The 21811-nt window shown below is 62.9% G+C and carries 17 protein-coding genes; 6 read left to right on the forward strand and 11 right to left on the reverse strand.

Annotation, left to right across the window (positions count from 1 at the left end; all coding sequences use genetic code 11):
• Window positions 1-95: 95 nt before the first annotated feature.
• The 6 genes from JFN91_RS00230 (at window position 96) to JFN91_RS00255 (ending at window position 9018) form a co-directional block, all read left to right on the forward strand.
• Window positions 96-1172 (forward strand): radical SAM/SPASM domain-containing protein, encoded by a 1077-nt coding sequence (locus tag JFN91_RS00230; protein WP_199387224.1) that lies wholly within the window; start codon window positions 96-98, stop codon window positions 1170-1172.
• A 223-nt stretch (window positions 1173-1395) separates the two neighbouring features.
• Entirely contained in the window at window positions 1396-2415 is a 1020-nt protein-coding gene (gene hemE, locus JFN91_RS00235) for a uroporphyrinogen decarboxylase (RefSeq protein WP_199387225.1), read from the forward strand.
• Between the two features lie 118 nt (window positions 2416-2533).
• Entirely contained in the window at window positions 2534-3487 is a 954-nt protein-coding gene (corA, locus tag JFN91_RS00240) for a magnesium/cobalt transporter CorA (RefSeq protein WP_199387226.1), read from the forward strand.
• A 113-nt stretch (window positions 3488-3600) separates the two neighbouring features.
• Window positions 3601-4830, forward strand: coding sequence for an OmpP1/FadL family transporter (locus tag JFN91_RS00245; RefSeq protein ID WP_199387227.1), 1230 nt, complete (start codon window positions 3601-3603; stop codon window positions 4828-4830).
• A gap of 235 nt (window positions 4831-5065) precedes the next feature.
• On the forward strand, window positions 5066-6124 hold the full coding sequence (locus JFN91_RS00250; RefSeq protein ID WP_199387228.1) for an ABC transporter substrate-binding protein: 1059 nt from the start codon (window positions 5066-5068) through the stop codon (window positions 6122-6124).
• On the forward strand, window positions 6121-9018 hold the full coding sequence (locus JFN91_RS00255; protein WP_199387229.1) for an ATP-binding protein: 2898 nt from the start codon (window positions 6121-6123) through the stop codon (window positions 9016-9018). The genes JFN91_RS00250 and JFN91_RS00255 overlap by 4 nt, the downstream gene beginning before the upstream one ends.
• A gap of 26 nt (window positions 9019-9044) precedes the next feature.
• Here JFN91_RS00255 and JFN91_RS00260 read toward each other — a convergent pair whose 3' ends face one another.
• The 11 genes from JFN91_RS00260 to JFN91_RS00310 form a co-directional block, all read right to left on the reverse strand.
• Window positions 9045-10082, reverse strand: coding sequence for a cytochrome-c peroxidase (locus tag JFN91_RS00260; RefSeq protein ID WP_199387230.1), 1038 nt, complete (start codon window positions 10080-10082; stop codon window positions 9045-9047).
• A 270-nt stretch (window positions 10083-10352) separates the two neighbouring features.
• The gene (gene gltA / locus JFN91_RS00265; RefSeq protein WP_199387231.1) at window positions 10353-11762 is read right to left on the reverse strand and encodes an NADPH-dependent glutamate synthase; all 1410 of its coding nucleotides are present in this window, start codon (window positions 11760-11762) and stop codon (window positions 10353-10355) included.
• Entirely contained in the window at window positions 11759-12607 is an 849-nt protein-coding gene (locus JFN91_RS00270) for a sulfide/dihydroorotate dehydrogenase-like FAD/NAD-binding protein (RefSeq protein WP_199387232.1), read from the reverse strand. Before JFN91_RS00270 ends, gltA begins: the two co-directional genes overlap by 4 nt.
• Before the next feature lie 202 nt (window positions 12608-12809).
• On the reverse strand, window positions 12810-13718 hold the full coding sequence (locus JFN91_RS00275; protein WP_328745190.1) for a DMT family transporter: 909 nt from the start codon (window positions 13716-13718) through the stop codon (window positions 12810-12812).
• A 216-nt stretch (window positions 13719-13934) separates the two neighbouring features.
• Window positions 13935-14777 (reverse strand): FAD/NAD(P)-binding protein, encoded by an 843-nt coding sequence (locus tag JFN91_RS00280; protein WP_199387233.1) that lies wholly within the window; start codon window positions 14775-14777, stop codon window positions 13935-13937.
• A 107-nt stretch (window positions 14778-14884) separates the two neighbouring features.
• Window positions 14885-15895 carry a 4Fe-4S dicluster domain-containing protein gene (locus tag JFN91_RS00285; protein ID WP_199387234.1) on the reverse strand — a complete coding sequence of 337 codons (1011 nt, stop codon included), beginning with the start codon at window positions 15893-15895 and terminating at the stop codon, window positions 14885-14887.
• A 213-nt stretch (window positions 15896-16108) separates the two neighbouring features.
• Window positions 16109-17053: a 4Fe-4S dicluster domain-containing protein gene (locus JFN91_RS00290; RefSeq protein ID WP_199387235.1), complete on the reverse strand. Its 945-nt coding sequence runs from the start codon at window positions 17051-17053 to the stop codon at window positions 16109-16111.
• A gap of 164 nt (window positions 17054-17217) precedes the next feature.
• Window positions 17218-17721, reverse strand: a complete 504-nt coding sequence (locus JFN91_RS00295) for a hydrogenase iron-sulfur subunit (protein ID WP_199387236.1) — start codon at window positions 17719-17721, stop codon at window positions 17218-17220.
• 243 nt (window positions 17722-17964) lie between these two features.
• Window positions 17965-19962, reverse strand: coding sequence for a CoB--CoM heterodisulfide reductase iron-sulfur subunit A family protein (locus tag JFN91_RS00300; protein ID WP_199387237.1), 1998 nt, complete (start codon window positions 19960-19962; stop codon window positions 17965-17967).
• 35 nt (window positions 19963-19997) lie between these two features.
• Window positions 19998-20951, reverse strand: a complete 954-nt coding sequence (locus JFN91_RS00305; protein ID WP_199387238.1) for a CoB--CoM heterodisulfide reductase iron-sulfur subunit B family protein — start codon at window positions 20949-20951, stop codon at window positions 19998-20000.
• Window positions 20948-21532, reverse strand: a complete 585-nt coding sequence (locus JFN91_RS00310; RefSeq protein WP_183344161.1) for a 4Fe-4S dicluster domain-containing protein — start codon at window positions 21530-21532, stop codon at window positions 20948-20950. The genes JFN91_RS00305 and JFN91_RS00310 overlap by 4 nt, the downstream gene beginning before the upstream one ends.
• Window positions 21533-21811 lie beyond the last annotated feature (279 nt).

The following is a 21811-nucleotide window of genomic DNA, read 5'->3' on the forward strand; positions in this document are numbered from 1 at the left end:
GAGCAAACCGTTTTTGGCGTGAATTCGTTCCCTGCCCGAGTCGATTAGCCCCCCGCCGCATCGCAACGCTTTCCAGGGTAACTATTGGAGATACCATGGCCGAAGAGTTCGTACCCAAATGGATCGCCTGGGAAACCACCCAGCGCTGCAACCTCAAATGCGTGCACTGCCGCTGCTCGTCCGAGATGACTTCGTCGGAAGGTGACTTCACCACCGAGGAAGGCAAGAAGCTCTTGAAGGAAATCGCCGACTTCTCCAAGCCGGTCGTGGTTCTCTCCGGCGGCGAGCCGCTGATGAGGCCGGATATCTTCGAACTGGCGGAGTACGGCACTTCGCTGGGCCTCAGGATGTGCATGGCGACCAACGGCTCGCTGGTCACCGACGAGGTCTGCGAAAAGATGAAAAAGGCCGACATCAAGATGGTGTCGCTTTCCCTGGACGGCTCCTGCGCCGAGGTCCACGACGACTTCCGCCAGTGCCCGGGCGCCTTCGAGGGCGTCATGAAGGCGGCCGAGCTGTTCAGAAAGCATGGCCAGAAGTTCCTGATCAACTCCTCCTTCACCAAGAGGAACCAGACCGACATCGCCAACACCTTCAAGGTGGCCAAGTCCATCGGCGCCACCGCCTGGTACATGTTCATGATCGTCCCGACCGGCCGCGGCGAGGAGATCATGAGCGAGCTCATCTCCAAGGAAGACTACGAGGAGATCCTGGACTGGCACTACCACCAGGAGAAGATGGAGGACGACATCCTCATGCGTCCCACCTGCGCGCCGCACTACTACCGCATCGTGCCGCAGAAGGCCAAGGCGGAAGGCGAGAAGTTCGAGCGCCGTTCGCTCACCTTCTCCACCGGCGGCGGCAAGGGGTGCATCGCAGCGCAGACCATCTGCCTCATCGACTGCTTCGGCAACCTGAAGCCCTGCTCCTACTTCCACAGGACCGCCGGCAACGTGAAGGAAACCCCGTTCAAGGAGCTCTGGGAAAACTCCGAGATCTTCAAGGACCTGCGCGACTTCAAAGCCTACAAAGGGAAGTGCGGCGAGTGTGAGTACCTCAACGTCTGCGGCGGCTGCCGCGCCCGCGCCGATGCGGTGTACGGCGACTACATGGAAGAAGAACCGTTCTGCAACTACGTGCCCATCAAGGTGCAGAGAAAGCAGAAGGACTAACGGCCGTTCAACGTTCAACGTTCTACGTTGAACCCCTATACCACTTCCCCCTTGTCAAAGGGGGGCCGGGGGGGATTTGATTCTCCCCGCGTAAAAGCAAATCCCCCTAAATCCCCCTTCGCAAAGGGGGACTTTAAGCCTCCCCCCTCCCCTCCCGCCAGGGTGGAGGGGGCACTGCCATGCACTGAAGAGATACGAAAATATTTCACCCAGGAGGATTACTATGAATACTCGTTTTTTAGACGCTTGTTGGGGTAAGCCGGTTGACCGAGTGCCCGTATGGCTTATGCGCCAGGCTGGCCGTTATCTCCCCGACTACATGCGCGTCCGCTCCAAATGCACCTTCCTGGAACTGTGCAAGACCCCGGAACTCGCCGCTGAAGTGACCATTCAGCCGGTGGACATCCTGGGCGTCGACGCCGCCATCCTCTTCTCCGACATCCTGACCCCGATCGAGCCGATGGGCATGGAACTCGACTTCACCCCGGGTCCCGTCTTCACCAAGCCGATCCGCACCATGGCCGACGTCGAGGCGCTCAAGATCCCGAAAATGGAGACCGACGTCCCCTACGTGCTGGACGCCGTCAAACTGCTCCGCAAAGAGCTCGCTGCCAAGGTGCCGCTGATCGGCTTCGGCGGTGCGCCGTTCACCCTCGCCTGCTACATGGTCGAGGGCAAGGGCTCCAAGGACTTCGCCGCCCTCAAGAAGATGATGTACGCCGAGCCGGAAGTCTACGCGGCCCTGATGGACAAGATCACCACCATGGACATGGAGTACCTGAACGCCCAGATCGCTGCCGGCGCGCAGGCCATCCAGATCTTCGACACCTGGGGCGGCATGCTCTCCCCGTCCGACTACGAGCGCTACGTCCTCCCCTACACCCAGCGCCTCATCAACGGCCTGAACCGCACCAACGTCCCGGTCATCCACTTCGTCAAGGGCGCCGGCACCATGCTGGAGATCGTCAAAGAGGCCGGCGGCGACGTCATGGGTCTCGACTGGCACGTCAACCTGGGCAAGGCCCGCGACATCCTGGGCGACATGGCGGTACAGGGCAACCTCGACCCGACCGTGCTCTTCGCCCCCAAGGAGATCATCGAGCGCGAAGTGAAGCGCGTGCTGGACGAGAACGCCGGCAGGCCGGGCCTCATCTTCAACCTGGGCCACGGCATCCTCCCCACCGTCCCGCCGGAAAACGCGATCTTCATGGTCGACTGCGTGCACCGCCTGACGCAGAAATAATTCTGGACCACAGACAAGGGCGGCCGACGAGGCCGCCCTTTTTGTTGACCCCGTAAAAGGATCCGGCGGCCGTGCAGCCACGGCCGGCACATGGCGCCGGACCAGCCAGGAGCGCATCATGCTTAGGCTTTTCAAGATAGATAACGGGCTCATCAAGGAGATGGAGTCCCAGAGGGAAGACCTCCCGAACCAGATCCTCAAGGCCGACTGGATCGACGCGCACGAACCGGACGACGAGGAGAGGGATCTCCTCGAGCTGCTGCTGCACACCGACATCCCGGAGTCGGACGAGGTCGACGAGATCGAGATCTCGGCCCGCTGCTTCGTGGACTCGGCCGGGATTCACGTGCACCCGCTGTTCCTCTCCCAGAGCGAAGGGCGTCACATGACGCTCACCGTCGCCTGCATCCTGCAGCAAAACCACCTGATCACCATTCGCGAGGGGGATCTCGCCGACTTCCGCCTGTTGCGCATGCGTGCCCGCCGCGGGCATGTCGAGTGCCGCTCCCCCGCCGAACTACTGGTCATCCTGCTGGACCAGAAGGTGGAGAACCACGCGGACACCCTGGAGGACATCCACCGCCAGCTCGAAGGGGTGAGCCACATGGTGCTCGAAGACGACAAGTCCGAACTCGAGGACGCCATCGGCAAACTGGCCCGGCTGGAGGACAGCAACGGGAAGATCCGCCTCTGCCTGATGGATACCCAGCGGGACATCTCGTTCCTGTTGCGCCACCTGCGCGACCGCACCGACCAGAGCGAGACCCTGAGGGAGATCGCGCGCGACGTCGAGACCCTGATGTCGCACACCACCTTCCTGTTCGACAAGATCAACTTCCTGATGGACTCCACCCAGGGCTTCATCAACATCGAGCAGAACCAGATCATCAAGATCTTCTCCATCGCCGCGGTGGTCTTCCTCCCCCCTACCCTGGTGGCCAGCATCTACGGCATGAACTTCGAGTTCCTGCCCGAGCTCAAGATGCCGCTCGGCTACCCCTGGGCCCTGCTGCTGATGCTCATCTCCGGCTTCGCGCCCTACTGGTACTTCAAGCGCAAGGGATGGTTGTAACAAGCAGTCGATACTGTATGGCCTTGTCTGCTGTATACGAATAAATGGATGATTTACTCTCTGTAAGAAAAGTGCTATAAGACTGCCTAAGTCTAATTAAATGAGGCGGTCCTATGGCAAAGAGAGCGGTCCTGGCAGCGGCGGCAGCACTGGTACTTTCCTTTTCCTTACCCGAAGCCCGGGCAACCAACGGGGACACCCTGATCGGCGTGGCTCCGGCCTCCCGCGCCATGGGCGGCGCCGGCGTCGCGGCGCCGCAGGATGCCATCAGCGCCATCTTCGCCAACCCCGCCGCGGTCTGCATGGGCCCCTACTGCCCGGGGAGCGAGTTCGTCTTCGCCTCCACCGTCTACGATCCCTCCGTCAAGGCCACGGTAAGGGTCGGCCCCACCAGCACCACCGCCAAAAGCGACATGAGGCCCTTCGTCATCCCGGCGGTCGGCATGATTACCCCCATCAGTGACCGCCTGCGCTTCGGCCTGGGCATGTTCGGCATCACCGGCATGGGGGTCGATTACCGCAACAAGGGGATCGACCTCAACCAGGGCAATCCAGGCAGCGAGGGGGACATCTACACCCAGCTGCAGATCCTCAAATTCGCACCCAACATCGCCTTCCTGGTGACGCCTGACTTTTCCATCGGCACCTCGATGCACCTGCTCTACGGTTCGCTCGACCTCGGCCAGGGAACCGCGCACAACTACGGGTTCGGGGAGCAGTTCGGGGCGCTGTATCGCCTCGGCTCCTTCTCGCTGGGGGCGAGCTACACCACGCCCGAGAAGATCTCGCACAAAAACGTCACCGACTTCGGCAGCGGTCTGCAGAAGCGGGAGTTGAGCATGGAGTCGCCGCGGACCGCATCCGCAGGTGTCGCCTGGCGTCCCAACGACGAGCTCCTGGTCGAAACCGATGTGAAGTGGCTCAACTGGCAGGATGCCGAGGGGTACAAGGATTTCGACTGGAAGAACCAGTGGGTCTACGCCCTGGGGCTGCAGTACAAGGACCCCGAAGGCCTCACCCTGCGCCTGGGGTACAACTACGGCAAGAGCCCGGTCAGGCTGCACAAGGGGTTCGACGCCGCCGGGACCATCACGGTCCAGGGGAACACGCTGCCGACCCTTTCCTACGAGTACCTGCGCATGATCGGCTTCCCCGCCATCGCGGAGCATCATTTCACCTTCGGTGTCGGATACCAGTTCTCCAGCAGGTTTGAAGGCCATGTCGGCGGGATGTGCGCCCTCGACAACAGCATGAGCGAGACCGATTCCAGCGGCACCTTCGCTTTCGGGTCCAAGGTCAGGGAAACCTCCTACGATCTGGGCCTGATCTGGCACTTCATGTAACCGCGACCAACGCCGCTCTCCCGCCGGGGGGCGGCGTTGATTTTTCCCCACCACCACCGCACCTTCCCTTTGCACCGCCTCCCCGAACTTAAACCTCAAGTGCCATCTTTATTCGCCGATACATGAACCAGATTCATACTCTGTTTAGCCCCACCTTAAACTGACTCGACCCGCTCCGGTGCCTGATTTTGGACGAAGCTTGATGCTCCGCAGCCTGTTTTGAGAGAGCACTTTCATGCTGTTGACAGTACGTTGCCACATCCTCATTCTGCTCGTCCTGGTCCTCGTGCCGTGGGATCAAGCGAACGCGGCCCCCTCCCCTTCCGGCCAGCCGGCCGTGATCGAAGTCGGCGTGCAGCCTTTGGGATACCCGGCGGCCATGATCGGGGCGGCGCTGGAGCACGACGCCATCCTGAAGCGGGAACTGGAAGCGGCCGGCTACCTCCTGAAATTCGTCCCCTTCCGCAAGGGAAGCGAGATGGTACCTCTCATGGGTAACTCGCTGAGCGCCGCCATTGTGGGCGACATGTCGACCATCGGGATGGCGCTGCGGACCGGGATATGCGTGGTGGGGGTGGCGAAGAAGACCTTCACCTCCCTGGTGGGGCGCAACATCGCTCTGCTGGCGCAGTTGAAAAGAAAGCGGGTTGCATACGCGGAGGGATCGTCGGCGCACCATACCCTGCTGCAGGCGCTGGCGAGTGTTGGCCTTCTCGAACGGGATGTCACCTTGGTCCCCATGGATATCGACGCCATGCCCGCGGCCCTCGAGTCCGGCAAGGTGGACGCCTTTTCCGCCGGGGAGCCGGCACCGACCCTGGCGCTCACCAAAAACACCGAGGCGCGGGTGCTGTTCCGGGGCGCCAGCAGCGACTTCTTCGTGATATCGGCGCAGTTGGTACGCAATGACCCGCAGGCTGCATTGGCACTTGCCGCCGGATTGGTGCGCGCGCTGAACTGGATGCGCAAAAGCAACACCAATCTGCAGCAGGCTGCGCTCTGGGCGGAAACTGACCGCACGGCGTTGAGCCCGCGCCACCGGAAACTGGCGCAAGGCCATGTCATCGAGATCACGCGCCGCGAGATTCTCGATGTGCCGGCGGCGCCCGTTATCGTCCGACTCCCGGGACACCTTCCCCTAAAGGACGAGTTCGATTTCCTGAAGCGCCAGGGGAAGCTTCCGCAGGATGCCACGTACCAGAGGGTGGAGCATGCCTTTGCCTATGACGGACTGCAGCAGGTATTGAAGTCCCCCCAGCGCTACCGGGTGGGTGAGTTCGAGTACCGGCCATGAGCGCCGCGGGCCAGAGACCAACCAGGCTGTCGGGCATCCGCGAGCGGGTCATCGCCTATTTCAGCGTGCTTTCGGTGCTAGGGTGCGGCGCCCTGATCCTGGTACTGGTGTACGGGGCTCCATGGCTGGGGATCGTCGGTATCCACGGGCTCAAGGAGGCGGAGATCGTCCATGCCCTGGAGAACGCCGCCGATCACAAGAAGCAGTCGATCCTCACCTGGCTCGCCTCGCGCCGTACCGAACTGGCGGTGGTGGCCAATTCCTACGATTTCGTCGGTGCGACCGCGGCCCTGCTGGACCAGGAAGCCGCCTCGGCGATCCCTCCCCAGGACCGGGTCCGGTTCCTGTGCCAGCATCTGTCCACCCTCAAGCGGACCTCCCCCGATTGCTATGACAGCCTGGCGCTGATAGCGCCCGACGGCAAGATTATCGCCGCCAGCGAGTCGGATCAGATCGGGAGTCGCTACCGTTACGGCGAGTTCCTGAAAGTGGCTTTCACGGTGGGAGCTGCAGAGCAGATCGGCACCGCCTGGGGGAACGGCCATCCGGTGATCCTGATCTCGCGGCAAATTGTGATCCGGGACCGGGTCGGGCGGGAAACGGGGGAGGTGCCGGCGGTCCTGGTCAGCGTAACCAGGCCGCAACAGAGCCTGGAGGCGCTGGCGCTGCTGCCGGGAGTGGCCGATGCCGAAGGGAACCAGATGATCCTGGTCGGGGCACAGGGGGAGTTGTTGGCGTCGGTGCCGGAACACAAGCCGGACCTGCCGGCACAGGACCCGCTGCTGGCAAGACTGTCACGGCAGGCAATGACCATGACCGAGTCCTCCCGGCTGGAAACCCTCGACGACGGGCGCCAGATCCTCGCCGCGTACCGCTACGTGCCCCTGGGGGTGGCGCAGGGGTGGGGGATCGCTGTGGCGATAGACCACCAAAAGGCCTTTGCGCCGCTGGTCTCCACCACTGCGCGTGCCGCAATGTTCGGTCTGGTCATGATTGCCATCGCGCTGATTCTGGCGGGTTGGGGGGGAGGACGGGTGGCCGGGCCGATCCGGGAGCTGAGAAATACCGTGCTGGCCCTGGAGCGCGGCGACCTGTCGGCGCGCACGGAGGCAAAAAGCGGGGTGCCGCAGGAGATCGCGGATCTTGCCACGGCCTTCAACAGCATGGCCAGGCGCATCGAGGACTCGCACCAGGACCTGGAGCGGGAGGTGGCCGACAGGACCAGGGAACTGCGCCAGGAGAAGGAGAACGCGCGGCGCTACCTCGATTTGGCGGGTGCCATGCTGCTCCTGCTGGGAAGCGACGGATGCATCAGGATGATCAACAGGGCGGGAACCCAGCTTTTGGGCATGGTGCAGGGAGAGCCTCTCGGTCTGAACTGGTTTGACAACTTCATTCCTCGCGAACAGAGGAAGAAGATCCGTGAGATTTTTGATGCCCTGATGCGTGGTGAACAGCAACTCCTCGAGTTCTACGAGAACCGGATCCTGACCCGCGACAAGGGGGAGCGGCTCATCTCCTGGCACAACATCCTGATGCGGGACGAGGAGGGCAACATCCAGGGCGTGTTGTGCTCCGGCGAGGACGTCACCGACAGGCGGCAGGCGGAATTGGAGCGCGGGGAACTGGAGCGGCAGCTGCTCCACACCCAGAAGCTGGAGAGCCTCGGCGTGCTGGCCGGCGGCATCGCCCACGATTTCAATAACCTGCTCATGGCCATCGGCGGCAACGTCGAACTGGTGCGCCACGTGCTGGAGCCGGACAGTCCGGCCATCAAGTACTTGGAGAACGCACACCAGGCGACCAAGAGGGCAGGGGACCTGACCAGGCAGATGCTGGCTTACTCCGGGAAGGGGGGGTACAGCGTCAAGCTGGTGGACCTGAACCGGCTGGTGGGGGAGAACGTGGACCTGATGAAGGCATCCCTGCGCAAGGGGGCCACTTTTGCGGTCCAGCTGCAGCCGGGGCTGCCGCTCCTGGAGGCGGACCCGGGGCAGATGCAGCAGGTGATCGTGAACCTGGTCACCAACGCCATCGAGGCGGCGGGGGAGGGGGGAGCGATTACGGTTGCGACCGGGCTGGCCGACTACGGCGTGGCGCAACTGGCGCACAGCCGCCTGGAGCAAAAGCCGCAGCCGGGCAGATTCCTGTCGGTCGAGGTTGCCGACGACGGTTGCGGCATGGATCAGGCCACCCGCGAGCGCATGTTCGATCCGTTCTTCTCCACCAAGTTCACCGGACGGGGGCTGGGGCTGTCAGCGGTACAGGGCATCGTCAGGGGGCATGGAGGTGCCATCTTCGTGCATAGCGAACCCGGGGGCGGCACCAGGGTGCAGGTCCTTTTCCCGCTCGCTGCAGCAGCCGTCACTAGCATGAGCGAGGTGGCACAGGCGGAGCAGGGGAGGGGGGTAGCGCGAGGCAGCGTACTGGAACGGGCAGTGGCCAGGCAGGGGGACGTCAGGGAGCTTCCTTCGGGCGGCGCCGCGGCGCCCGCGGTGGTCGAAGAGCATGAGCCTGAGGGAACGATGGTACTGATCGTGGACGACGAGGAGATGGTGCGCCTGGTATGTCGGGCCATGCTGCGCGGGCTTGGGTACCGCACCATGGTCGCCTCGGACGGCCCCGAGGCAGTGGCCCTGTTCCGTGAGCATGCCGAGGAGATCGGGGTGGTGATCATGGACCTTTCCATGCCCCAGATGGACGGCATGACCGCCGCGGAACACCTGCGCAGCATCCGCCCCGACGTGCGCATCGTCCTCTCCAGCGGTTTCAGCGCGGCAGAAGAGGCGAGGCGCCTGTCCGGACACCAGGGCGCCCAGTTCATCCAGAAGCCGTACGACCTCGTGTCCCTGAAGCAGGTGCTGGGCCAGGTCGACCCTGACCCGTCACCATAACACTCACATCCCCCGCGTCCCTGCCCTCACTTGAGCTGAGGGTGGGGCGTGTCATCGGAACTTCCCGGCAGCAGCGGGTAGGAAAGCCTGGGTTGCCTTCCGGTCAACGCCTTCAGAAAAGCAACCGTGTCCTCCACTTCGCCATCCTTCAGCTTCACTCCCAGTTGAGCAGAGCCCATAACGGTCACCGCATCGTGCAGCTTCCAGACCTTGCCGGAATGGAAATAAGGCTGGGTCACGGCAACGTTGCGCAGGGAAGGGGCCTTGAAGACGTAGCGGTCGCTCTCCGTGTTGGTGACCATGAAACGGCCGGTATCGCCGGCAGGGCGGATCTCGGTAGTCGGAGCTTCCCTGACGCCGAAGGGGTAGTAGTCGAGGCCGCCCACGTTGGTGCCGGCATGGCACGGGGCACACCCCTTGTCCATGAAGATGCGCAGTCCCCGCTTCTCCCTGGCGCTCAAGGCGGCTGCGTCACCCTTCAGGAAGCGGTCGAACGGGGAGTCCGGGGTGAGCAGGGTCGCCTCGAACACTTCGATGGCCCGCGCCATGTTGTCAAAAGTGATGGGGTCGGTGGCCCGGGGGAAGGCGGCCTTGAACAGCGGCGCGTAGCCGGGGATGCTCTTCAGGGTCTTCACCACCAGTTCAGGATTGCTGTTCATTTCGACCGCCGCCTGCACCGGCCCCTTGGCCTGGGTCTGCAGGTCCTTGGCCCGGCCGTCCCAGAACTGTGCCGCGTCGAAGACTGCATTGAACACGGTGGGGGAGTTGCGCGGCCCCTTCTGCCAGCCGTGTCCCGTTGACGTCTCCTGGAGGTCGGCTCCGCCCAGCCCCACGTTGTGGCAGGTGTTGCAGCTGATGAGTTGCGAGGAGGAAAGGCGCGGATCGAAAAAGAGCTTCTTGCCCAATTCGAGCTTCGCCGCCGTGGCCGGGTTCTCCTTGAGGGGAGGGGCCTTGGTGGGGATCGGCTTGAACAGCTTGTTGGCGCGCGACATCAGGTCATCCGCGGCAAAGGCGGTGTGGCAGAGGCAAAGCGGCACGAGCAGCAACAAAAGCATCCTTTTCATGTGGCCTCCAGTTTAGCGGTGGATTGGCAAACCATTAAAAGGTACTTAGTGCGTGGACGCTGTCAACCAGGTAGGTGGGGGAGGGACGTTGCAGAAGGGACTGGCTCCGTTAGGTGCCAGTCCCTCTCGCGGGACGCTCCTATCAGCTTAGCCGCACCCCAAGTACTAAGGGGACAGGCACTTGGCAGAGCCAGTCCCCCTCCCGGGAATGAACCAAAAGAAAGGGGGCCTTGCGGCCCCCTTCGTTGTTTCACATCATCTGCGCAGGTATCAGCGCTTGAGGTACTCGTTGATGGCGGCTGCGGCGCGCTTGCCGTCCCCCATGGCCAGGATGACGGTCGCGCCGCCCCTGACGATGTCGCCGCCGGCGAAGACGCCGGGGATGCTGGTCTGCCCCTCTTCATCTGCCACGACGTTGCCCCACTTGTTCAGCTTGAGATCAGGCGCAGTGGCGGTAAGGAGCGGATTGGCGTTGGTGCCGACCGCGTTGATGACGATGCCCGCCGGGATGTCGAATTCCGACCCTGCCACCGGCTGCGGACGGCGGCGGCCGGAATCGTCTGCCGGGCCCAGTTCCATCTTCTGGCAGCGCAGCGCCGAGACCCAGCCGTCCTCGGTGTCGACGATGGCGATGGGGGCGGTGAGCATGACGAACTCGACACCTTCCTCCTTGGCGTGCTTGATCTCCTCGATCCTGGCCGGCATCTCCGCCTCGCCACGGCGGTAGATGATCATGGCGCGCTTGGCGCCCAGCCTCCGGGCGGTCCTGACGCAGTCCATGGCGGTGTTGCCACCGCCGATGACGGCGACCTCGTCCCGCTGCAGGATCGGCGTCGCGCTGTCTTCCCTGCGCCCGGCCTCCATGAGGTTGACGCGGGTAAGGAATTCATTGGCGGCGTAAACCCCTTTCAGGTTCTCCCCGGGGATGTTGAGCATGGTCGGGAGGCCGGCGCCGTTGGCGATGAAGACGGCGTCATAATCCTCGGTCAGCTCGGCGACCGTCAGGGTCTTGCCGATGATCACGTTGCACTCGATGGTCACGCCCAGCTCGGCAAGGACCGCCACCTCGCAGTCGATGATCTCCTTGGGGAGACGGAATTCCGGGATGCCGTAACGGAGTACGCCGCCGGTGTCGTGCAGCGCCTCGAAGATGGTTACCTGGTGTCCCATCCGCGCCAGTTCACCGGCCGCGGTGAGACCGGCGGGGCCGCAGCCGACCACGGCCACCGATTTGCCGGTCGGTTCCGGCTTCGCTTCTTTGAGCAGGCGGTCCGGGTGCAGCATGGCCCAGTCGGCCACGTAGCGCTCCAGGTAGCCGATGGCGACCGCGTCGCCTTTCTTGCCGCGCACGCACAATGCCTCGCACTGGGTTTCCTGGGGGCAGACCCTGCCGCAGACGGCGGGGAGGGCGTTGTCGCCACGCAGGATCTTGGCGGCCTTGGGGAGGTCGTCGCAGGCCAGGGCGTCGATGAATTCGGGGATGGACACCCCGACCGGGCAGCCGGCGACGCAGTTCCTGGTCTTGCACTGCAGACAGCGCTGCGCCTCGGAAAGCGCCTGGTCGGCGGAGAGCCCCAGGTTCACCTCTTCGAAATTGGTGCTCCGCTCGTCAGCCGGCAGTTCCGGCATGTGCACCCTATCTATAGCCATCCTCTCTTTGGGGGACAGGTCGTTGCTCACTTTGCTACCTCCTTAGCCAATTTGCAGCCCTCGGCTGCGTGCCTTGCCGCCTCTTCCTTGCGATAGCTGGTCAGGCGGTCGGAGAGGCCGTCGAAGTCCACCAGGTGCGCGTCGAACTCGGGCCCGTCCACGCAGGCGAACTTGGTCTCGGTGCCCACCTGGACGCGGCAGCCGCCGCACATCCCAGTGCCGTCGATCATGATCGGGTTGAGGCTCACGATGGTCTCGATGCCCGGCTCGCGGGTCAGGTTGGCCACTGCTTTCATCATCGGGACCGGGCCCACGGCGAAGACCGCCTGCGGTGCACGGGCCGGGTCAGCGATCATCTCGGAAAGGGGACCGGTGACGAATCCCTTGTAGCCCAGGCTGCCGTCTTCGGTAGTGATCAGCAGGTTCTTGGAAAGCGCACCCAGTTCGTCCGCCAGGATCACGTAGCGCTCCGAGCGCCCGCCGATGATGGTGGTGATCTCGTTGCCTGCCTCGGCCAGTGCCTTCACCAGCGGGAAAAGAACGGCGGTGCCGACGCCGCCTCCGACGCAAACGACCCGGCCCCAGTTGGTGATATGGGTCTCTTTGCCCAGGGGGCCGGCCACGTCACGAATGAAGCCGCCGACCGGGGTCGAGACGATCTTCCGGGTCGAGGCGCCGATGGCCTGTATGAACAGGGTGATGGTCCCGGCGGCCGGGTCCGCGTCGCCGATGGTCAGCGGGATCCGTTCTTCGCCCTGAGCCAGCCTGACCATGACGAACTGTCCAGCCTTCCTGGCCTTGGCGATCCGGGGAGCGACCAACACCATCTTGTGGAGGTTTTCCGCGAGAATCTCGTTGCTTACAACTTCGAACATTGGGTCACCTTCTTGGAGGAGAGTATGTGCTGCAGCTGTTTTAGCGTAGTGAATACGATATCAGCTGTGAGGGAAAAAGCGCAAGGAAGTATACGGAAAGTCAGGGGTAATGAACGAATGACAATGGACCGTTGGTAAGCGTCGACTGCCCGAAGGAGGGCACCCGCCCCCGGAGGGGGAGGGCTGGGGAGGGGGAAGAGGCTTATCCCTTCACCTTGTACGTCGCGCAGATGATCCCGGCGAAGATGAGCACGATGCCGGCCACGTGGAAGGATTGCAGTCGCTCACCGAGGAAGGCGACGGCCATGATGGTGCTGAATGCTGGCATCAGGTGCACGAACTGCCCGCCGACATGGGGACCGACCTGGCGCAGGCCGTGGTTCCACGCGGTGAAGGCGACCACGGAGGCGAGGATGCCGACATACAGGACGCTGAGGATGGTAGGGAGGTTCCAGGTCATCAGGTGCCCCTGGGAGATCTCGTACCCGTAGAACGGGATCAGCAGGACCAAGCCGCACACGGTCATGGAGAACAGGAACACGAACGGGTTCAGCCCCTGCGGGTAGCGCTTGATAGCGACGGAATAGAGGCCCCAGGCGATGGCGGCCAGCAGTACCAGCAGGTCGCCGCGGTTGAAGGTCAGGGTGAGGATGCGGGACGGGTCGCCGCGCAGGATGATGGCGGCGACGCCGACCAGGGACAACGCGATGCCGGCGTGCTGGCGCAGCATGACGCGCTGCCCGTAGAAAATGCGCGCAAACATGATGATGAAGATGGGGATGGCGGAATTGACCAGCGCCGCGTTGATGGCGGTGGTCCAGTGCATGGCCGTGTAGATCAGGAAGTTGAAGAGAGTGACGCCGAACAGGCCGGAGATGCCGACCAGCGGCAGGTTCGCCCGCACGATGGGCCACTGCTCGCGCAGGCGCGGCAGCACAACCGGTAGTAGCACAATGAGAGCCACCACCCAGCGCCAGAACACAAAGCCGGCAGGGGGAATCACGTTGTTCATGGCCCTGCTGATCACGAAGTTCCCGGACCAGATCAGGGCGCTTAGGGTAAGGAGGAGGTACGGCATCGCAATACCTGCTATGGCGAAGATTTCGTCCACATCCCCTTCGCCCTCAGGGAGAGGGCTGGGGTGAGGGCGGCGCCAAAGCGGAAAGACTCTCTCATTTTGCGCACTTGGTCAAGCAAATTGAACAGGGATAAAAGGGATAAAGACGGATGGAAAACAAACCCTCCCCCCGGAGGGGGAGGGCAAGGGGGAAGCTTTACAGCAAAGGGGACAGGCACCTGCGGAGCCAGTCCCCTTCACGTAAAGAGCTTAGAACTCCTGCGACATCGCCTTCACCTGGCGCGCGGTGAAGACCGGGCCGTCCTTGCAGACATAGACATTGCCGACGTTGCAGCGGCCGCACTTGCCGACGCCGCACTTCATACGGTTTTCCAGGGTGGTGTAGATGTTGTCGTCGGTGAAACCGAGGCGCTCCAGGACCGGGAGGGTGAACTTGATCATGATCGGGGGACCGCAGACCAGCGCGATGGTGTTCTCGGCGCTCGGCGCCGCCTCTTCCAGCACGGTGGGGACGAAACCTACCTTACCGTCGAAGTCCGGACCGGCGCCGCCGGGATCCACGCACTTCACCAGGCGCACGTCGTCGCGTTCCTGCCATTCCTTCAACTCGTGCTTGTAGACCAGGTCCGCTTCGGAGCGGGCACCGTAGACGATGGTGATGTCCTTGAACTTGTCGCGCAGGTCCAGGCAGTTCCAGATCACGGTTCTAAGCGGCGGCAGGGCGATGCCGCCCGCGATGAAGACCAGGCTCTTGCCGAAAAACTCCTCGATGGGGAAAGAGTTGCCGTAGGGGCCGCGCACGCCGACGGTGTCGCCGACTTCGAGCCTTCTCAGCGATTCGGTGACTCGCCCGACGCTCCTAAAGCAGCACTCGATGTACCCCTTGCGGGTTGGCGCCGAGGCGATGCAGAAGGTCGACTCGCCGAAGCCGAAGGAAGAGTACTCGGCGAACTGGCCGGCGCGGAAGCTGAAGTTCTCCCGGACCTGCTCGTCCTGGAAGACCAGGCGCAGCGTCCTGACGTCAGGCGTCTCGTCGACGATGGCTTCGATGGTAGCGAGGTTGGGGAGGTAGATGTTATCGGATTTGCACATAGGTCGTTTCTCTCGATAAGGCGTTTAACAGGGATAAAAGGGATGCAAGGGATAAAACCAATAGGCCTTTGTTGTTATCCCTTTTATCCCCTTTATCCCTGTTCGTTTTAGTCCTGCTTGCTGTTGATGGTCTCCAGGATTTCTGCGATGTCGATGCCGACCGGGCAGGCGCGGATGCAGCGGCCGCAGCCGGTGCAAAGGGTCTTGCCGAACTTGTCGTCGTAGTACTTGAACTTGTGCATGATCCGGTTCCGGTAGCGCTTGTTCTGCACGTCGCGCGGGTTGTGGCCGGAGGCGTGGTTGGTGAACTTGGCGAAGCCACAGGCGTCCCAGTGCTTGCGCCTGACGCCGTCGTCCGTGCTCCCCTCGTCGTTGATGTCGAAGCAGTGGCAGGCCGGGCAGATGAAGGCGCAGGCGCCGCAGCCGACACAGATGTCCGCGATCTTCTCCCAGAGCGGGTCCTCGAAGTGCTCTTCCAGCCACTTCTTGATCTTTACCAGGTTGAGTTTGGCGACAGCCTGGTCGACAAACGGTTTCGGCTCGGCGCCTGCCCCTTCCGAGAAGAGGTTCTGGTGCGCAGCCACCAGGGCCTGACCCTTTTCCGTCACCGCATTACAGGCGTAGGAGCCGTCCTTGAGCGGGGTCAGGAACAGGTCGCTCCCCGCCTCGGCATCCGGAGCCAGGCCGACTGCGCGACAGAAACAGGCGTCGTCACCCTTGGTGCAGGCGATCCCGACGATGGTGCTCTTGCGGCGGCGCTCCAGGTAGAACTCGTCCTTGTAGTCCCAGGACATTACCGCGTCCAGGATGGCGGGGGAGCCGGCGTCGCAGGGAGGGGCGCCGATCAGCACCGCCTCCGGGAATTTGGAGCGGTCCACGTCGTTCACCTTCATGGCACCGTTTTCCCGCTTGTAGGAGAGGATGTCCTCGCAGATCGGGAAGAACAGCTCCTTGGAGGAGCGGCGCGGCAGCGCGTCGAGGGTGAGGTCCGAGCCTGCCGTCAGCGGTTCATAAAGCACCACCGATCCCGACAGTTTCGGTCCCACCACGAGTTTGGCTTCCTTGACCAGGAGGTCGATCAGATTGCGAAGGTTCTGTTCCGTAATGATCTGCGGCATAAAGGTCTCTTTTGTTGGCCTTTTCCCCTCGCCCTCCGGGAGAGGGGCAGGGGTGAGGGCGCTGCTGACTGTTGTAATGCTGCTGTGTTTCTAGCTCCTCCCCCCGGAGGGGGGAGGTTGGGAGGGGGGAAGCGCTGCGTAACCTAAAGCCCCCTCCCTGTCCCTCCCCCTCCGGGAGAGGGGACGTGAGGCTACGGTTTCAGCTTCTTGTATCTACTTGATGAACGACTGGTCGTCGTTTTCCTTGTACTCGTTGAGCGGTCCCTTATCCACCGGCGTGAGCCCGGCCTCGAAATCGTAGAGTTCCTTCAGTTCCTGGGCCATACGGCGGTTCAACAGGTTGAGCGGGATGTCCATTGGGCAGACGCGCTCGCACTCGGCGCAGCCGCCGCAACGGCCGGCAAGGTGCATGGCGCGCACCAGGTGCCAGGCCATGTTCCCCGCGGGACGTGGCGAACTTTCCACCGCCTGCGGCCGGTTCTTGTCGCACAGGCACTGTTCGCAGTAGCAGAAGGGGCAGACCTGGCGGCAGGCCATGCAGCGGATGCAGCGCGAGAAGTGCTCCTTCCAGAACGCCCAACGCTCCGCCTGCGGCATCGCCTCGATGCGCGCCATCTCCTGTGCTTCCTCCGGGGTCAGATCGGCAAGTTCGGCGTGCGTCCCGGCGGCCACGTCGGCGCCTTCCGGCATGTGCACGGTACACTCCCGGCACTTGCGGGCGATGTTGGCCTCCGTCAGCGTGCCGGTCCGCTCCACGCCGAAGCCGTACACGCCGGGGCAGACTACGCCGATGATGAAGAGGTCCTCGCGCTGGAGCTGCGATTCCGTCATCAGTCCGGCCAGCGCGCGCATGTCGCATCCCTTGGCGACGATGCCGACCTTGCCCTGCTTCAGCACCCCTTTCTTGGCCTTGGTGAGGTAGACCGAGAGGTTGTTGACGCAGGCGGGCGAGAAGATGAGCTTTTCCGCTTCTTCCACCGTGGTGACCAGTGCGGGGCTCGCGGTCCCTTTGCGGCGGCCGGGGAGGTAGCCCACCACGCCGACCACCGTCTCATCCTTGAGGATCTTTACCGCTTCCTTGCGGATCGCCTCGGTGATTGCCTGGTAGTAATCCGGTTCAATGCAGGTCACCTGGTTCTTGTTTGCTTTAGCGTTCATGTCTGATCCGTTGGCGCCGCGGCAGATGCCGGACGCAAGTTGTGTCGGTTGGGAGCGGAATCCTCCCCCTCCCTAACCTCCCCCTCCGGGGGAGGGGACTATGGCGCTTCTTCTTGCTCCTCCCCCCGGAGGGGGGAGGTTGGGAGGGGGCTACCCCCAGCCAATCACCCGATGCTGTCGTAAGCCTCTTTGAGCTCCGGGGTGTTGATGGCGCCGGACCACTGCTCCTCGTGCTCGAGCTCCTTGAACTCGGGCATCGGCCCCATGGTGCGCACCCGTTCGGTCAGCTCGGTCACCACGTCGACCCACTTGCCCCCTTCGGCTGCCGAAACCCAGGAGAACTGGAGCCGGTTCAGGTCGACGCCCACGAAGTCCAAGAGGGCGCGGAACGCGGCGAAACGGCGCCGGGCGTGGAAGTTGCCGGCCATGTAGTGGCAGTCGCCGGGATGGCAGCCGGAAACGAGAACCCCGTCCGCCCCTTTCTGGAAGGCGCGCAGGATGAAGACCGGATCGATCCTCCCGGTGCAGGGGAACTTGAGCACCCGGACGTTGGGCGGGTACTGCATCCGGCTGGTGCCTGCGAGGTCCGCCCCCGCGTAGGTGCACCAGGTGCAGACGAAGGCGACTATCTTTGGTTCGAAATCGTGCTTGGTAACTTCAACGTGCATGGAAACCTCAAGATCCGTTCAACGTTCGACACGCTTATAGCCCTGACGGAACGGAGTGTTTGGTGACTTGTACCGGTGCCGTAGCCGTTTCAGATCATGCCCCTCGAACGTTGAACCTTGAACGGTGAACGGGTTTTAAAGCTCTGACGGAACGGAGTGTTTGGTGACTTGTACCAGTGCAGTAGCCGTTTTAGGTTGCCGTCCCTCGAACGTTGAACGTTGAACCTTGAACGGTTTCTGCCGTTAAAGCGCCTCTATCATCGCCATGATCTGCTCGTCGGTGTAACCGTCGAGTTCGATGGACTTGGACGGGCAGGTGGCCTGGCAGGTGCCGCAGCCGCCGCAGACGCCGGGGTTCACGTAGGCAACCTTCTTCACCAGGTTCCCCTGGCGGTCCCGGATTTCCTTCTCCTCGATGGCGCCGTAGGCGCAGACCTTCTTGCAGGCGAAACAGCCGACGCAGTACTTCTCGTTCACCTTGGCGACCACCGGGTCGCGCTCGAGCTTGTCCTTGGCGAAGAGCGTCATCACCTTGGCCGCCGCGGCGGAGGCCTGGCTCACGGTATCCGGGATGTCCTTCGGACCCTGGCAGGCGCCGGCGAGATAGATCCCGGCGGTGGCGCATTCGACCGGCTTCAGCTTGGCGTGGGCCTCGGAGTAGAAGTTGTACTTGTCGTAGGAGATGCCGAGCTTCTGCGCCAGCAGGTCGGCGCCGTCCTGCGGCTGCACCGCGGTGGCCAGCACCACGAGATCGGCCTCGATCTCGACCTGGACGCCGACCTGGATGTCGCTCCCCATCACCACGATCTTGTCGCCGCGCTGGTACATGCGGGACACCATCCCCCTGATGTAGACCGCTTCCTCTTCCTCGACGGCGCGGCGCCAGAACTCGTCGTACCCCTTGCCCGGCGTCCTCGCGTCCATGAAAAAGACGTAGGCCTGCCCGTCGTGCACCTTGTGGTGGTAGAGCATGGTGTGCTTTGCCGTGTACATGCAGCAGACCTTGGAGCAGTAGGAGATCCCTTTCTCCCTGGCGCGCGAGCCGACGCACTGGATGAAGACCACCTGCTTGGGTTCCTTGCCGTCCGAGGGGCGCAGGATCTTGCCGCCGGTCGGGCCCGAGGCGGAGGCGAGGCGCTCGAAGGTCATGCCGTCGATGATGTCGGGAATGGTGCCGTAGCCGAACTCGCCGTACCCCTGGATCGGGCTCCCTTCGGGCTTTCTGTCGATGGTGTAGAGCTTGAAGCCGGTGGCCACGACGATGGCGCCCACGTCTTCGACGGTGAAGGTGTCCTGCTGCTCGTAGTCCACCGCGCCCGGCCCGCAGACCTTGGCGCAGACGCCGCACTTGCCGCTTTGGAACATGGTGCAGTTCTCGCGGTCGATCACCGGCGTGTTGGGGACCGCCTGCGGGAAGGGGACGTAGATGGCCGGGCGCATGCCGTGCCCCTGGTCGAATTCGTTGGGGATTTTCTTCTTGGGGCACTTGGTCATGCAGATGCCGCAGCCGGTGCACTTGGACTCGTCCACCGAGCGCGCCTTGTGCTTCACGGTCACCTGGAAGTTGCCGATGTAGCCGTCCACCTTCTCGATCTCGGAGTACGTGAACAGGGTGATGTTCGGGTGGTTGGCCACGTCGACCATCTTGGGGGTCATGATGCACTGGGAGCAGTCGAGGGTCGGGAAGGTCTCGGAGAGCTGGGCCATGTGCCCGCCGATGGACGGCTCACGCTCGACCAGAACCACCCTGTGCCCGGCGTCGGCGATGTCGAGGGCCGCCTGGATGCCGGCGATGCCGCCGCCTATCACAAGGGCGCGCTTGGTGACCGGCACCGTGATCGGGGCGAGCGACTTCCCTTTGCGGACCCTTTCCACCATCAGCTTCACGATGTCCTTGGCCTTGGCGGTCGCCATGTCCCGGTCCTCGTGGACCCAGGAACAGTGCTCGCGGATGTTGGCCATCTCGCACAGGTACGGGTTGAGCCCCGCCGCCTCGGCGGCCTTGCGGAAGGTCTTCTCGTGCATGCGCGGGCTGCACGCCGCGACCAGCACGCCGTCCAGCTTGTGCTCGGCAACCGCCTTCTTCAAAAGGGTCTGCCCGGGGTCCGAGCACATGTACTTGTAATCGCAGGAGAAGGCGACGCCCGGGATCTCCCCCGCGGCCTTCGCAACCTGCTCCACATCCACCGTGCGGGAGATGTTCTCACCGCAGTGGCACACAAAAACGCCGATTCTGGACATAAGCTCCTCAATCCATGCGCTGCCGCCCGGGTGGGCTACAGCAGCTGTTTATCTCTCAACAGCGGTTTCGGGTCGGTGATGACACTCTCGAAACCGAGGCTCTCCGAGGCAACACCCATCGCCAGCGCCGCCAACTGGGTGACGTAGAAGATGGGGATGTCGCGCTGGTCGGGGGCGCTGCCGCCGTGCAGCTCGGAGCCGAAGATGTTGCCGAACAGGGTGGAGTCGGGGGCGCCGTAGGCTTCCTTGATCTCCTTCTGGCGGATGTCCAGGTTACCGTGGCACAAGGGGCAGGCGACCATGATGCAGTCCGCGCCCGCGATGCGCGCCGATTCCAGGATGGCGTTGGAAAGTTTGAGCACCACGCCCGGACGGGACAGGGTGAAGTTCGCGCCGCAGCATTCCATGCGGTGGCTCCACTTGACCGGCTCGGCGCCGAGGGCGCGCAGGACGTCCTCCATGATGCTCGGGTCCTCGCAGTCATCCAGTTCCGGCACCTCGGGCGGGCGGGTCAAGAGGCAGCCGTAGTAGGGAGCGACTTTGAGCCCCATGAGCGGCTTCTTCACGCTTTCCTCGAGCTTGGCGAGGCCGAACTCGCGGGCCAGGATCTCCAGGATGTGCTTGACCGGCTTGTTGAGCGCGGCGGGGCCGTCGATGGCGACCTCGACCTGCTTTCTCTTGGTGTCGTCCTCTTTCAGATGATGCTGCGTGGTCTTCAGGCGCGAGAAGCAGGCGGCGCAGGCGACGGCCAGGTCCCCCTCGACCTCTTCCGCCAGGGAGAGGTTCTTGGCGCAGAGTGACAGCGACAAAAGCTCGTCCACGTTGTGGGCGGGGGTAGCCCCGCAGCAGAACCAGTCCGGCACTTCCTTCAGCCCCACGTTGAGCGCCTTGAACAGCGCCCGGGTGGAGATATCGTATTCGCGCCCGGAAGCGTGCAGCGAGCACCCCGGGTAATAGGAATAACTAAGACGTTTCTTGCCAGGTGTCACAGCGCCTCCCCTTTCTTGCGCATCTCCTCGATCCGCTTGAAGATCCCTTCGATCTCCGCGATGTTCTTGTTCTTGGAATGGAACATCTTCAGCTTCCCTTTAGAGATCAGCTTAGGCCCGAGCATGAGGTCCTTCAGGAACTGCCCGCTCTTCATGTTGAAGGCGGCGCCCAGGCGCAGCTCGTACTGACGGCCGTAGGTGCGGATGTTCTCGATGAAGAGCCGGTTGGCGAGCTGCACGTAGCTTTCCTTGGAAGGACCGTCGGCGTCCCAGGAAAGTTTTCTCAGCGCGTCCATGATGGCGGCGAGATCGACCTTGTTGGGGCAGCGGGTGGTGCAGGTCTCGCAGGAGGCGCAGTACCAAATGGAGCGCCCCGCCAGGATGCGCTGCCCCTGCCCCAACTGCAGCAGACGCACCACCCGGTTGGGGGGATGCTCCATGAAGGTGGACATGGGGCAGCCGGCAGAGCATTTGCCGCACTGGAAGCAGCGCCGCACGGAACTGCCGGAGAGTGCCTCCACCTTCTTCACGAACCCGATGTTCATGGTCTCGTTGGAGAGGTGCATCAACTTGTTTTTCACTGCGGACCTCGTGACTGGTTCATGGTCGGGGACCATTTTGTTAATAAACAGTTCGAAATCATACGCCCATCGAAAGCGAAAGAGCAAGTGCTTTGTGGCCGATGGGTGTCATGCTGGAGAACGTTGTTTTAAAATGATAACAATTCGTGTCATACAAAAAATTGGAATGGACTATACGCCATTTTAAAACAAAAAAGCAAGCAATTGTTTTGCGTGGAACTGCGTGAAAAAGAAGAGCTTTTGTGAAAAAGTGCGGATAAATGGGCTTTTCCGAGCATC

This window comes from Geomonas anaerohicana (assembly GCF_016458305.1).
In the GTDB taxonomy this organism is placed as follows: Bacteria; Desulfobacterota; Desulfuromonadia; order Geobacterales; family Geobacteraceae; genus Geomonas; species Geomonas anaerohicana.